The sequence below is a fragment of the Nonomuraea sp. NPDC049714 genome, from assembly GCF_044465295.1.
Classification (GTDB): Bacteria; Actinomycetota; Actinomycetes; order Streptosporangiales; family Streptosporangiaceae; genus Nonomuraea.
The window spans coordinates 32,105-46,491 of the sequence record NZ_JBITLM010000022.1 but is presented as its reverse complement, the minus strand read 5'-3'; the positions used below and the strand labels follow the sequence as shown (position 1 = coordinate 46,491).

Here is a 14,387-nt window from a genome sequence, read left to right as displayed (position 1 = left end):
CAAGAGTGAAAAGGAGCCCAAGGTGGCATCGTCTACGGAAGATCTGGTCGCGGCGCTGCGGGGATCGCTGGTGGACAACGAGCGCCTGCGGCGTCAGAACAAGCGCTTCACGGCCTCTTTGACCGAGCCGATCGCGATCGTCGGGATGGGATGCCGTTTTCCGGGCGGTGTCCGTGGCCCCGAGCAGTTCTGGGAGCTCCTGGCCTCGGGTACCGACGCCGTGTCCGGTTTTCCGGTGGACCGGGGGTGGGACACCGCCATGTTCGGCGCGCCGGGGCTCGACGGCTCCGCCTCGTCCGCGGCGCAGGGCGGGTTCATCTACGACGTGGGCGATTTCGATCCGGGGTTCTTCGGGATCAGTCCGCGTGAGGCGCTGGCGATGGATCCGCAGCAGCGGTTGTTGCTGGAGACGTCGTGGGAGGCGCTGGAGCGGGCGGGGATCGAGCCGCGGTCGTTGCGCGGCAGCCGGACCGGGGTGTTCGCCGGGGGAACGCCCACCGGGTACGGCGCCGGCCTGGAAGGCACCGGTTCGGAGGGATATCTGCTCACCGGTACCTCGGGGGCCGTCATCTCGGGCCGGGTGTCGTACGTGCTGGGCCTGGAAGGGCCGTCGGTGACGGTGGACACGGCGTGTTCGTCCTCGCTGGTGGCCCTGCACCTGGCGGTGCAGGCGTTGCGGTCGGGGGAGTGCACGCTGGCGCTGGCGGGCGGGGTGACGGTGATGGCGACCCCGGCCGGGTTCGCGGCCTTCGCCGAGCAGCAGGGGCTGGCCTCCGACGGGCGGTGCAAGTCGTTCGGCGCCGGCGCGGACGGGACGGGCTGGGGCGAGGGAGCCGCCGTCCTGGTGGTGGAGCGGCTGTCGGACGCGCGCCGCAACGGGCATCCGGTCTTGGCGGTGGTGCGCGGGAGTGCGGTGAATCAGGACGGTGCGTCGAACGGACTGTCGGCGCCGAATGGTCCTTCGCAGCAGCGGGTGATCCGGGCTGCGTTGGCGAGTGCTCGGTTGTCGGCAGCGGATGTGGATGTGGTGGAGGCGCATGGCACTGGGACGGTGCTGGGTGATCCGATCGAGGCGCAGGCGTTGTTGGCGACGTATGGGCAGGATCGGCCGGAGGGGCGGCCGTTGTGGCTGGGGTCGGTGAAGTCGAACATCGCGCATACTCAGGCGGCGGCGGGTGCGGCCGGGGTGATCAAGATGGTGCTGGCTCTGCGGCACGGTCTGTTGCCGGCTTCTCTGCACGCGGGGGAGCCGTCTCCGCACGTGGACTGGTCGGCTGGGAACGTCAGGCTCCTGGCGGAGCCGGCGGCATGGCCGGCGGCGGGCGGTCCGCGGCGGGCGGGGGTGTCGGCGTTCGGGATCAGCGGCACCAACGCCCACGTGATCATCGAGGAAGCACCTCCCGCCGGGGCCGACGGCCGCGATGGTCAGGACGACGGCGCGTCAGGCTCGGCCGCGACGCCGGACCGTTCGTCCCGGGTACTGGTGGGGGCGCCTCCGGCCTGGCTGATCTCCGGGCACACCGAGGCCGCGCTGGCGGCTCAGGCGGGGCGGCTGGCCGGCTTGGTGCGGGGTGGCGCGGGGCTGGATCCGGTGGACGTGGCCTGGTCGCTGGCGACGACGCGATCGGTGCTGGAGCATCGGGCGGTCGTGCTGAGCACCCGGCCGGGCGAGCCGGTCCCGGGGGCTGACGCGGGGGCCGCCGGTTCGGACGGGCTGGTCCCGGGGGTCGGTACGGGGGTCGCCGGTTCGGACGGGCTGGTCGCGGGGGTGGAGGCGCTGGCCGGCGGTGAGTCGGTGGCACACGTGGTCTCGGGGGCGGTCACGGCGGGCCGGGTGGCCCGGGTCGGGTTCGTGTTCGCGGGGCAGGGTGCTCAGCGGGCGGGGATGGGTGCTGAGTTGTACGCGGCGTCGCCGGTGTTCGCGGCGGCGTTCGATGAGGCGGTGGCGCTGCTGGAGGCCGAGCTGGGGTCGGCGATCCGGGAGGTCGTTCTCGGCGTTCCGGGTCTCCAGGCTGGTACGGATGTGGCGGATCAGACCTTGTACGCCCAGACCGGGTTGTTCGCGGTGGAGGTCGGCCTGGTGGCGTTGCTGGCGGCGGCCGGGATCGTACCGGATGTGGTGGCCGGTCATTCGGTCGGCGAGATCGCGGCGGCGTACGCGGCGGGGGTGTTGACCCTTGAGGACGCGTGCCGGCTGGTGGCGGCGCGGGCCCGGCTGATGCAGGAGTTGCCGGCGGGCGGGGCGATGGCCGCCGTCGAGGCGAGCGAGGCGGAGATCCTGGCGGGGCTGTCCGGGGTGGCGGGGGTGTCCCTGGCGGCGGTGAACGGCACCTCGTCGGTGGTGATCTCCGGTGATGAGGCCGCGGTGGACGAGGTCCTGGCGCAGTGGCGGGAGCGGGGCCGGCGGGGTCGGCGGCTGCGGGTGAGTCACGCGTTCCACTCGGCGCGGATGGATCCCGTGCTGGACGAGCTGGGTGAGGTGGCCGCCGGTCTGGCGTACGCGCCTCCGGCGGTGGCGTGGGTCGGAGCCCTGTCGGGTGCGTTGGTGACGGCGCCGGAGTCCGGCTACTGGCCGGACCAGGCCCGTGGCGCGGTCCGGTTCGCGGACTCGGTGGCGGCGATGGCCGCGCTGGGCGTGTCGGTGTTCATCGAGATCGGCCCGGACGGGACCCTGTCGGCGATGGGTCCGGCCGCGCTCACCGAAGAAGCGCCGTTCATCCCGATGCTGAACCCGTCCCTTCCGGCGGTGCAGGCCGTGCTGACCGGGCTGGCCAAGGCCCACGTCCATGGGGTGACGGTCGACTGGGCGGCCGTCCTGGAGCCTGGACAGCGAGTCGACCTGCCCACCTACGCGTTCCAGCATCAGCGGTTCTGGCCCTCGCCGACGCCCGACGCGGGGGCGGGCGTGGGGACGGCCGGTTCGGGCTCGGCCGTGGAGGCCCGGTTCTGGGCGGCGGTCGAGCAGGGCGACCTGGCCGGTCTGGCCGGTGCGCTGGAGGTCGATGCCGGGCGCCCGTTCAGTGAGGTGCTGCCGGTGCTGGCGTCGTGGCGGCAGCGGGAACGGGAGGAGGCGCGGGCCTCGGATGTGCGCTACCGAGTGTCCTGGGTGCCGGTCGCCGATCCGGAGCCGTCCCGCCTGACGGGCACCTGGCTGGTGGTGACGGGCCCGGCCGGCCTCGATCTGGCCGCGGAGTGCGTACGGGCGCTGAACGCTCAAGGAGCGATGGCCGTCGTGGCCCCCGTCGCCGCCGCGGAAATCTCCCGGGAGGTGCTGAGGGCCCGGATCGATGAGGTCCTGACGGGTTCACCCGAGCGCGACGTGACCTTGGCCGGGGTGCTGTCGTTGCTCGCCGTGGAGGAGGAACCGCTGGCCGGTCATCCCCATGTGCCGGCCGGTCTCGCCGGGTCGGTGGGCCTGGTGCAGGCGCTGGGGGACGCCGGGATCGACGCGCCGTTGTGGATGGTGACGCAGGGCGCGGTGGCGGTCGATGCCCAGGACGTGCTGTCACGTCCGGTTCAGGCGCAGGTTCTGGGCCTGGGCCGGGTCGCGGCCATGGAGAGTCCGGATCGTTGGGGCGGGCTGATCGACCTGCCGGTGGTTCTCGACGCACGGGCCGGGGCCCGGCTGGCGGGTGTGCTCGGTGGCTGCGGTGAGGATCAGGTCGCCATCCGGGCCGCCGGGATCCGGGGCCGGCGACTGGTCCGAGCCCCTCGGCCGATCGGTGGTCTGACCTCGGCGGTGCACGCCTCCTTCTCGCGGGGCACGGTGCTGGTGACCGGAGGGACCGGGGCGCTCGGCGGGCGGGTCGGGGTGTGGCTGGCCGAGCGGGGCGCGGCCCGGGTGGTGCTGTGCAGCCGTTCGGGACCGGAGGCCGCGGGAGTCTCCCGGCTGGCCGCGCGACTGGCCGGTACGGGGGCGGCCGTGGCGGTCCTGACCGGCGATGTCGCCAGGAAGGACGAGGTGGCCGGGCTGCTCCACTGGATCGCCGCGGACGGTCCGGCGCTGACCGGGATCATGCACACCGCGGGCGCGCTCGACGACGGGGTGCTGGATCGGATGAGCCCGGCACGACTGGCCACCGTTCTGGCGGCGAAAGCCGGTGGGGCGGCGCATCTTGACCAGCTGACGGCGGGCCTGGATCTGTCGGCGTTCGTGTTGTTCTCTTCGGCGGCGGCGACGTTCGGTGGCGGTGGGCAGGGTAATTACGCGGCGGCGAACGCGTACCTGGACGCGTTGGCCGAGCACCGGCGCGGGCGCGGGCTGGTCGCGACCTCCCTCGCCTGGGGGGCGTGGGCCGGTGGCGGCATGGCGCAGGCCGACGCGACGGTGCAGCACCGGGTCGGCAGCGGACCGACCAGAGCGCTGGATCCCGAGCTGGCCCTGCAGATACTCGGGCAGGCCCTGGAGGGCGGCGAGGCCGGGCTGACCGTGTCGGACATCGACTGGGCCCAGATCGCCGCCACGCTGAGCGACCCGCAACAGGTTCCGTTCCTTCGCGAACTGCCCGACGTGCAGGCGCTCGTGCCCGCCGGCGCCGCCGAGTCCCGGCCGGCCGGAGAGCTGGCCCTGCTGCTGGCGGGTCGCTCGCCGGACGAACAGCACCGCCTCCTCACCGACGTGATCCGGTCCGAGGCGGCGACGGTGCTGCACCACCCCTCACCGGAGGCGGTCGAGGCCGATCGGGCGTTCAGCGATGTGGGCTTTGACTCGTTGACCGCGGTGGAGCTGCGGAATCGGATCTCCGCGCTTGCCGGGGCGCGACTGCCGGCGACGCTGATCTTCGACTATCCGACGCCGGCCCAGCTGGCGCATCACCTGCGATCGGAACTGCTGCGCGACACGGCCGATGGGCCGGCCGCCACGTCCATGGTGACGGCGGTGACGGAGGGCGAGCCGATCGCGATCGTCGGGATGGGATGTCGCCTGCCCGGCGGCGTGCGCAGCCCGGAGCAGCTGTGGGAGTTGCTGGTCGGCGAAACGGACGCGGTGTCCGGCTTTCCGGTGAATCGGGGCTGGGACGCCGCGCTCCTTGGTGACCAGGGGGATGCCAGCGCGGCGTACGCCCGTCAGGGCGGGTTCCTTCACGACGCGGGCGATTTCGATCCGGGGTTCTTCGGGATCAGTCCGCGTGAGGCGCTGGCGATGGATCCGCAGCAGCGGTTGTTGCTGGAGACGTCGTGGGAGGCGCTGGAGCGGGCGGGGATCGAGCCGCGGTCGTTGCGCGGCAGCCGGACCGGGGTGTTCGCCGGGGGAACGCCCACCGGGTACGGCGCCGGCCTGGAAAGCAGCGGGTCCGAGAGCTTTCTGCTGACCGGCACCGCTGGGGCCGTGCTCTCGGGACGGCTGTCGTACGTGCTGGGTCTGGAGGGACCTTCGGTGACGGTGGACACGGCGTGTTCGTCGTCCTTGGTGACGTTGCATCTGGCCGCGCAGGCGTTGCGGTCGGGGGAGTGCACGCTGGCGCTCGCCAGCGGAGTGACGGTGATGGCGACGCCGGCGGCGTTCGCGGCGTTCTCGCAGCAGCAGGGGCTGGCCTCCGACGGGCGGTGCAAGTCGTTCGGCGCCGGCGCCGACGGCACCGGCTGGGGTGAGGGCGCGGGCGTCCTCGTGCTGGAGCGGCTGTCGGACGCGCACAGGAACGGGCATCCGGTGCTGGCGGTGGTACGCGGCAGCGCGGTGAACCAGGACGGCGCCTCCAACGGACTGACGGCGCCCAACGGCCCCTCCCAGCAGCGGGTGATTCGTGCGGCGTTGGCGAGTGCTCGGTTGTCGGCAGCGGATGTGGATGTGGTGGAGGCGCATGGCACTGGGACGGTGCTGGGTGATCCGATCGAGGCGCAGGCGTTGTTGGCGACGTATGGGCAGGATCGGCCGGAGGGGCGGCCGTTGTGGCTGGGGTCGGTGAAGTCGAACATCGCGCATACTCAGGCGGCGGCGGGTGCGGCCGGGGTGATCAAGATGGTGCTGGCTCTGCGGCACGGTCTGTTGCCGGCTTCTCTGCACGCGGGGGAGCCGTCTCCGCACGTGGACTGGTCGGCTGGGAACGTCAGGCTCCTGGCGGAGCCGGCGGCATGGCCGGCGGCGGGCGGTCCGCGGCGGGCGGGGGTGTCGGCGTTCGGGATCAGCGGGACCAACGCCCACGTGATCATCGAGGAAGCACCCCTGGCCGAATCCGAGGGCTCTGCCGACACCGTGCCGGTCGAGGACACCCCAGCGCCCGTGCCGGTGCTGGCGGGCGGGCCGCTGGTGTGGCTGGTGTCGGGGCGGTCGGGTAAGGCACTGGCGGCGCAGGCGGGCCGGTTGGCGGCTCATGTGTCCACTCGTCCGGAGCTTGATCCGGCCGACGTGGCCTGGTCGCTGGCCACCACGCGGTCGACCTTCGAACATCGCGCGGTGGTGTTGGGCGATGACCACGCCGAGTTCGTACGAGGCCTGGACGCCGTCTCGGCGGGACGTTCCGCGAGCCGGGTGATCTCGGATGCGGTGGCCCGGTCGGGCCGGGTCGGGTTCGTGTTCGCGGGGCAGGGTGCTCAGCGGGCGGGGATGGGTGCTGAGTTGTACGCGGCGTCGCCGGTGTTCGCGGCGGCGTTCGATGAGGCGGTTGGGCTGCTGGAGGCCGAGCTGGGGTCGGCGATCCGGGATGTTGTTCTCGGCGTTCCGGTTCTCCAGGTTGGTACGGATGTGGCGGATCAGACCTTGTACGCCCAGACCGGGTTGTTCGCGGTGGAGGTCGGCCTGGTGGCGTTGCTGGCGGCGGCCGGGATCGTGCCGGATGTGGTGGCCGGTCATTCGGTCGGCGAGATTGCGGCGGCGTATGCGGCCGGGGTGTTGAGCCTGGGAGACGCCTGCCGGTTGGTGGCGGCGCGGGCCCGGCTCATGCAGGACCTGCCTGTCGGTGGCGCGATGGCCGCCGTCGGGGCGGGTGAGGCGGAGATGGCCGCCGTTCTGGCGGGTGAGCCGGAGGTGTCGCTGGCGGCGGTGAACGGACCGGACTCGGTGGTGATCTCGGGTGAGGCCGCCGCCGTGGACCGGATCCTTGAAGAGTGGCGAGGGCGGGGCCGGCGGGTGCGCCGGTTGCGGGTGAGTCACGCGTTCCACTCGGCGCGGATGGACCCGGTGCTGACCGAGCTGGACGAGGTGGCCGCCGATCTGGAGCACCGGATGCCGGCGGTGCCGTGGGTGGGCGCCCTGTCGGGCGAGCTGATCGCGGCCCCGGAGGCCGGGTACTGGGCGGCTCAGGCGCGGCGGCCGGTCCGGTTCGCCGACGCGGTCACCACGGTGGCGGCTCAAGGCGTCTCGACGTTCATCGAGATCGGCCCGGACGGGACCTTGTCCTCGATGGGCGCGGCCGTTCTCGACCAGGACGCACGTTTCATCCCAGTGCTGAATCCGAAGGTCCCGGCAGCCGAGGCGGTGCTGACCGGGCTGGCTCAGGCGCACGTTCAGGGCGTACGGGTGGACTGGCCGGCGGTTCTGGCGGCCGGGCAGCGAGCCGAGCTGCCCACCTACGCGTTCCGGCATCAGTGGTTCTGGCCGCAGAGCCCGGCGGCGGCCGCGAACCCGGTTCAGGCCGGAGGCGGGACGGAGGCGGAGGCGCAGTTCTGGGCGGCGGTCGAGCGTGGTGATCTGGCTGGTCTGGCCGGTGCGCTGGAGGTCGACGCGGGGCGCCCGTTCAGTGAGGTGCTGCCGGTGCTGGCGTCGTGGCGGCAGCGGGAACGGGAGGAGGCACGGGCCTCGGATGTGCGCTACCGAGTGTCCTGGGTGCCGGTCGCCGATCCGGAGCCGTCCCGCCTGACGGGCACCTGGCTGGTGGTGGCGGGTCCGGCGGGTGCGGGCCTGGCCGAGGAGTGTGTCCGGGCGCTGGGCGCTCAGGGCGCGCGCACCGTCGTGGCGTCGGTCGCCGCGCAGGATGTCTCGCGGGAAGTGCTGGCCGCCCGGATCGGTGAGGTGCTCGCGGAAGGCGAACCGGCAGGCGTGCTGTCGTTGCTGGCCTTGGAGGAGGTGCCGCTGGCCGATCACCCCTTCGTCCCGGCCGGTCTGGCCGGGTCGGTGGGCCTGGTGCAGGCGCTGGGCGATGCCGGGATCGACGCGCCGTTGTGGATGGTGACGCAGGGCGCGGTGGCGGCCGGTGCCCGGGGAGGTGTCTCGCGTCCGGTTCAGGCGCAGGTGCTGGGCCTGGGCCGGGTGGCGGCGATAGAGAACCCGGATCGGTGGGGCGGATTGATCGATCTGCCGGTGGTGCTCGACGCGCGGGCCGGGGTCCGCTTGGCGGGTGTGCTGGCCGGGTGCGGCGAGGATCAGGTCGCCCTTCGTGCCGCCGGCATCTTCGGCCGTAGGCTGACCCGCGCGCCGCGACCGGTGGGTGCTCCCGGACCGGCCGTCCGTGACTCCCCTGTTCGTGACTCCTTCGCGCGCGGCACTGTGCTGGTGACCGGAGGGACCGGGGCGCTCGGCGGGCGGGTCGGGGTGTGGCTGGCCGAGCGTGGCACGGCCCGGGTGGTGTTGTGGAGCCGTTCGGGGCCGGGAGCCGCGGGAGCCGCCCGGTTGGCCGCGCGGATGGCGGCCGAGGGGTCGGCCGTCGCTGTCGTAGCCGGTGACGTGGCGCGGCGAGACGACGTGGCCGGGCTGCTGGAGTGGCTGGCGGCCGATGGCTTGACCGGAGTGATGCACACCGCGGGTGTGCTCGATGACGGGGTGCTGGATCGGATGAGCCCGGTCCGGTTGGGGAACGTGCTGGCGGCGAAGGCCGGTGGGGCGGCGCATCTCGATGAGTTGACGGCGGATCTGGATCTGTCGGCGTTCGTGTTGTTCTCTTCGGCGGCGGCGACGTTCGGTGGCGGTGGGCAGGGTAATTACGCGGCGGCGAACGCGTATCTGGACGCGTTGGCCGAGAACCGGCGCGGGCGCGGGCTGGTCGCGACCTCCCTCGCCTGGGGGGCGTGGGCCGGGGGCGGCATGGCGCAGGCCGACGCGACGGTGCAGCACCGGGTCGGCAGCGGACCGACCAGAGCGCTGGATCCCGAGCTGGCCCTGCAGATACTCGGGCAGGCCCTGGAGGGCGGCGAGGCCGGGCTGACCGTGTCGGACATCGACTGGGCCCAGATTGCTGCCGGCTTGAGTGATCCGGAGCAGGTTCCTTTCCTCCGGGAACTGCCCGACATCCGGGCGTTGGTGCCCGCCGGTGGCGCCGTTGTCCCCGAATCCCGGCCGGCCGGAGAACTGGTCGTGCGGCTGACGGGGCGTGCGCCGGCCGAACAGCTCCAGATCCTCACCGATCTGGTCCGCTCGGAGGCGGCGGCGGTGCTGCACCACCCCACGCCGGAGGCGGTCGAGGCCGACCGGGCGTTCAGTGAAGCGGGTTTCGACTCCCTGACCGCGGTGGAGCTGCGGAATCGGCTCTCCGCGCTCGCCGGAGTGCGGCTCCCGGCGACGCTGATCTTCGACTATCCGACCCCGGCCCGGCTGGCCGGGCATCTGAAGTCCGAACTTCTGGGCGAGGCGGCCGATGTTCCGGCCGCTGCCCCGCCTGCGATGACGGCGGTCGCGGACGGCGACCCGATCGTGATCGTCGGCATGGGCTGTCGTTACCCCGGCGGGGTGCGCGGTCCGGAGCAGTTGTGGGACCTGGTGGTTTCGGGCGAAAGCGCGGTGTCCGGCTTTCCGGTGGACCGGGGCTGGGACGGCGCCCTGCTCGGTGCGCCGGGAGCGGACGCGGCGCAGGGTGGGTTCTTGTATGACGCGGGCGATTTCGATCCGGTGTTCTTCGGGGTCAGCCCGCGTGAGGCGCTGGCGATGGATCCGCAGCAGCGGTTGCTGCTGGAGACCTCGTGGGAGGCGCTGGAACGGGCGGGGATCCAGCCGCGCGCGTTGCGCGGCAGCGAGACCGGGGTCTTCGCCGGGGGAACCCCGACCGGTTATGGCGCCGGTCTGGAGGGGAGCGGTTCGGAGAGTTTCCTGCTGACGGGTACGTCGGGAGCCGTGCTGTCCGGCCGCGTGTCCTACGTGCTGGGCCTGGAAGGGCCGTCGGTGACCGTGGACACCGCGTGCTCCTCCTCGCTGGTGACGTTGCATCTGGCCGTCCAGGCGCTGCGGTCGGGGGAGTGTTCGCTGGCGCTGGCCAGCGGCGTGATGGTGATGGCGACGCCGGCGGCGTTCGCGGCGTTCGCCGAGCAGCAGGGGCTGGCCTCCGACGGGCGGTGCAAGTCGTTCGCGGCGAGTGCGGATGGCACGGGCTGGGCCGAGGGCGTGGGCGTCCTGGTGCTGGAGCGGCTGTCGGACGCGCGGCGCAACGGGCATTCGGTGCTGGCGGTGGTGCGCGGGAGCGCGGTGAACCAGGACGGTGCGTCGAACGGTCTGACCGCGCCGAACGGGCCTGCCCAGCAGCGGGTGATCCGGGCCGCGCTCGCCAACGCCCGGCTGTCGCCGTCGGATGTGGACGTGGTGGAGGCGCACGGCACCGGCACGGTGCTCGGCGACCCGATCGAGGCGCAGGCGCTGCTGGCGACGTACGGGCAGGACCGGCCGGAGGATCGGCCGCTGTGGCTGGGGTCGGTGAAGTCGAACATCGCGCACACCCAGGCGGCGGCGGGTGCGGCCGGGGTGATGAAAATGGTGCTGGCGATGCGGCATGGCCTGTTGCCGAGGTCGTTGTACGCGCAGGAGCCGACGCCCCATGTGGACTGGGCGGCAGGGAACATCACGTTGCTGGCCGAGGCGCAGGAATGGCCGGCGGGTGGGCGTCCGCGGCGGGCGGGGGTGTCGTCGTTCGGGATCAGCGGCACCAATGCGCACGTCATCCTTGAGGAGGCACCACCGCTTCTTACGGAACCGGAACCGGAGCCGGAGCCGCGTCATGGAGATGAGGACGCCGGCACGGTGCCGGTGGCGGACGTGCCGGTGCCGGTGCTGGCGGGCGGGCCGCCGGTGTGGCTGGTGTCGGGGCGGTCGGGTAGGGCACTGGCGGCGCAGGCGGGCCGGTTGGCGGCTCATGTGTCCGCTCGTCCGGAGCTTGATCCGGCCGACGTGGCCTGGTCGCTGGCCACGACCCGGTCGACGTTCGAGCATCGGGCGGTCGTGCTGGGCGCCGGTACGGATGAGCTGGTCGCGGGTGCGGCGACGCTGGCCGCCGGTGAGCCGACGGCAGGCGTGACCTCGGGTGCCGTACCGGTTGGCCGGTCCGGCCGGGTCGGGTTCGTGTTCGCGGGGCAGGGTGCTCAGCGGGCGGGGATGGGTGCTGAGTTGTATGCGGCGTCGCCGGTGTTCGCGGCGGCGTTCGATGAGGCGGTGGCGCTGCTGGAGGCCGAGCTGGGGTCGGCGATCCGGGACGTTGTTCTCGGCGTTCCGGTTCTCCAGGCTGGTACGGATGTGGCGGATCAGACCTTGTACGCCCAGACCGGGTTGTTCGCGGTGGAGGTCGGCCTGGTGGCGTTGCTGGCGGCGGCCGGGATCGTGCCGGATGTGGTGGCCGGTCATTCGGTCGGCGAGATCGCGGCGGCGTACGCGGCCGGGGTGCTGACCCTTGAAGGCGCGTGCGCGTTGGTGGCGAGGCGGGCCCGGCTCATGCAGGACCTGCCTGCCGGTGGCGCGATGGCCGCCGTCGGGGCGGGTGAGGCGGAGATGGCCGCCGTTCTGGCGGGTGAGCCGGAGGTGTCGCTGGCGGCGGTGAACGGACCGGACTCGGTGGTGATCTCGGGTGAGGCCGCCGCCGTGGACCGGATCCTCGAAGAGTGGCGAGGGCGGGGCAGGCGGGTGCGCCGGTTGCGGGTGAGTCACGCGTTCCACTCGGCGCGGATGGACCCGGTGCTGGATGAGCTGGGTGAGGTGGCGGCGGGTCTGGCGTACGCGCCTCCGGCGGTGACCTGGGTCGGGGCGTTGTCGGGTGCGTTGGTGACGGCGCCGGAGGCCGGGTACTGGGCGGCTCAGGCGCGGCAGCCGGTCCGGTTCGCCGACGCGGTCGCCACGATGGCGGCACAAGGGGTCTCGGTGTTCATCGAGATCGGCCCGGACCGAACGCTGTCGGCGATGGGCCCGGCCGCGCTCACCGAAGAGGCGCCGTTCATCCCGATGCTGAACCCGTCGCTGCCGGCGGCGGAGGCGGTGCTGACCGGGCTGGCCAAGGCCCATGTCGAGGGCGTGACGGTGGACTGGCCGACTGTCATGGAGCATGGCCGGCGGGTCGACCTGCCCACGTATGCCTTCGAGCGCCGGCGGTACTGGCCGGAGAACGCCGGCTCCACCCCAGGGGACGTGGCGGCGCTGGGACAGACGGCGGCGTACCACCCGCTGCTCGGTGCGGCGGTGGGTCTCGCCGGTAGCGGCGGAGTGGTGCTGACCGGGCGTGTGGGGGAGCGGACGCTTCCGTGGCTGGCCGACCACATGGTGACCGGAACGGTGGTCTTCCCCGGCACGGGGTTCTTGGAGCTGGCGATCCGGGCGGGCGACCAGGTCGGCTGCGATCTGGTGGAGGAGCTGACCATCGTCGCGCCGCTGGCGCCGGCGGAGCGAGCCGCGGTCGCGGTGCAGGTGGTGGTGGACGGCCCTGATGAGACGGGCCGGCGGGTGGTGACGATCTATGCCCGCCCCGCCGGGGCGGCCGAGGACGGCCCGTGGACGCGTCATGCCTGCGGTGTGTTGGCGGCGGCCGGGGATCGGGTCACGGAGCCGTGGCCGGCGGCGGCGTGGCCGCCGCCGGACGCCACGGTGATCGACCTGGACGGGGCGTACGACCGCTTGGCGGAGCAGGGGGTGGAGTACGGTCCGGTCTTCCAGGGGGTGCGGGCCGCTTGGCGCGGCGGGGACGGCGAGGTGTTCGCTGAGGTCGCGTTGCCGGCAGAGGCCTCCGACGCGGGCTCGTTCGGCGTGCATCCGGCGCTGCTGGACGCGGTGTCGCATGCGGTGACCTTCGCCGGGCCGGCCGCTTCGGAGGGCGTGTTGTCGCCGCACTCGTGGCGCAAGCTGTGCCTGCACGCGTCCGGGGCGTCGTCGCTGCGGGTGCGGCTGACCCGGACCGGCGCGGACGCGATGTCGCTGGTGGCGGTGGACCCGGCCGGGGAGTTGGTGCTGACGGCGGATTCGCTGGTGCTGCGCCGGGTGACGGACGGCCCGCTCGCCGCCCCCTCGGCCGGTGATCGCGGGGCGGACAGGCCCGCCCGCCGTGTTCGCCGCACCGCGTCGGCGCCCGAGGCCGGCACGGTGCGGGAGCGGCTGGTCGGGCTCGGGGAGGCGCAGCAGGAGGAGTTGCTGCGGGAACTGGTACGGCGTCATGTGGCCGCGGTCCTCGGTCACAGCGATCCCTCGGACGTCGATCCCGAACGTGCGTTCTTCGAGATGGGCGTCGACTCGTTCACCGCGGCCGAACTGCGTAGCGTGCTGGCCCGGGCGGTGGGCTGCCAGATCCCGCTGATCGCGGTGTTCGAGAGCGGGAGTTCGGCCGGCCTGGCCCGGTGGCTGCGGCACGAGCTCGTCACCGCGGCGGATGCCGGTCAGGCGAGCGCGACCCCGGCGGTGGCCGGTGCGGGCGACACCGTGGCGGAGCTGTTCCGCGGCGCTTTCGGCTCCGGGAAAGCGGGGGAGGCATGGGGGTTGCTGCATGCCGTGGCCAGGACCAGGCCCAGGTACGACGCGGCTGTCGCCCTCGGGGAAGTCCCGAGGCCGGTGACGCTGGCCAAGGGCACGGCCCGGCCTCGCCTGATCTGTGTGAGTTCCTCCACGGTTACCGGTGGCGTTCATCAATATGCGCGCTTCGCCGCGCATTTCCGTGGGAAAAGAGACGTCTCGGCGCTTGCCCTGCTCGGCTATGCCGCCGGCGAGGCGTTGCCCGCCACGATCGACATCGCCCTGCAGAGCATCGCGGACGGCGTCGAGCGGGCCGCTGAGGGGGAACCGTTCGTGCTCGTCGGTCATTCGGCCGGTGGCGTTCTCGCCTACGGCGTGGCCGGTGTGCTGGAGAAGTCGGGGATCACACCGGAGGGGGTGGTGATGCTGGACTCCTTCCCCTCCCGCCCTGGTGATGCTTCGGAGATGCTGTCCGAGCAGGTGTTGCAGTACATCATGCGGATGGAGACCGCTTTCGGCGGGTTCGACGGCGCGCGGCTGTCGGCCATGGTGCACTGGTCCGCCATCATGCAGGACCTCCCACCGGCGGACGTGACCGCCCCGGTGCTGTTCGTGCAGTGCACACAGCCGTTCTCCGAGGTCGCACCCGAGTCGGACTACTGGCGGGCGACGCCGTTCGACCCGGCGCACGCCGTACGGACGGTCGAGGCGGATCACTTCTCGATGCTCGCCGAGAAGGCGGAGGACACGGCCCGCCTGATCGACGACTGGTTCCGCCCGTGACCCTGACCCTGGCGAAACCGGCGTAGGACCTGATGGACGCGGCAGAAGG

Annotated in this window: 1 protein-coding gene; it reads left to right on the top strand. The window is 73.0% G+C overall.

Going from position 1 to position 14,387, the window contains the following annotated elements:
* Window positions 1–22 precede the first annotated feature (22 nt).
* Entirely contained in the window at window positions 23–14,338 is a 14,316-nt protein-coding gene (locus tag ACIBQX_RS48270; RefSeq protein ID WP_397017136.1) for a type I polyketide synthase, read from the top strand.
* Window positions 14,339–14,387 lie beyond the last annotated feature (49 nt).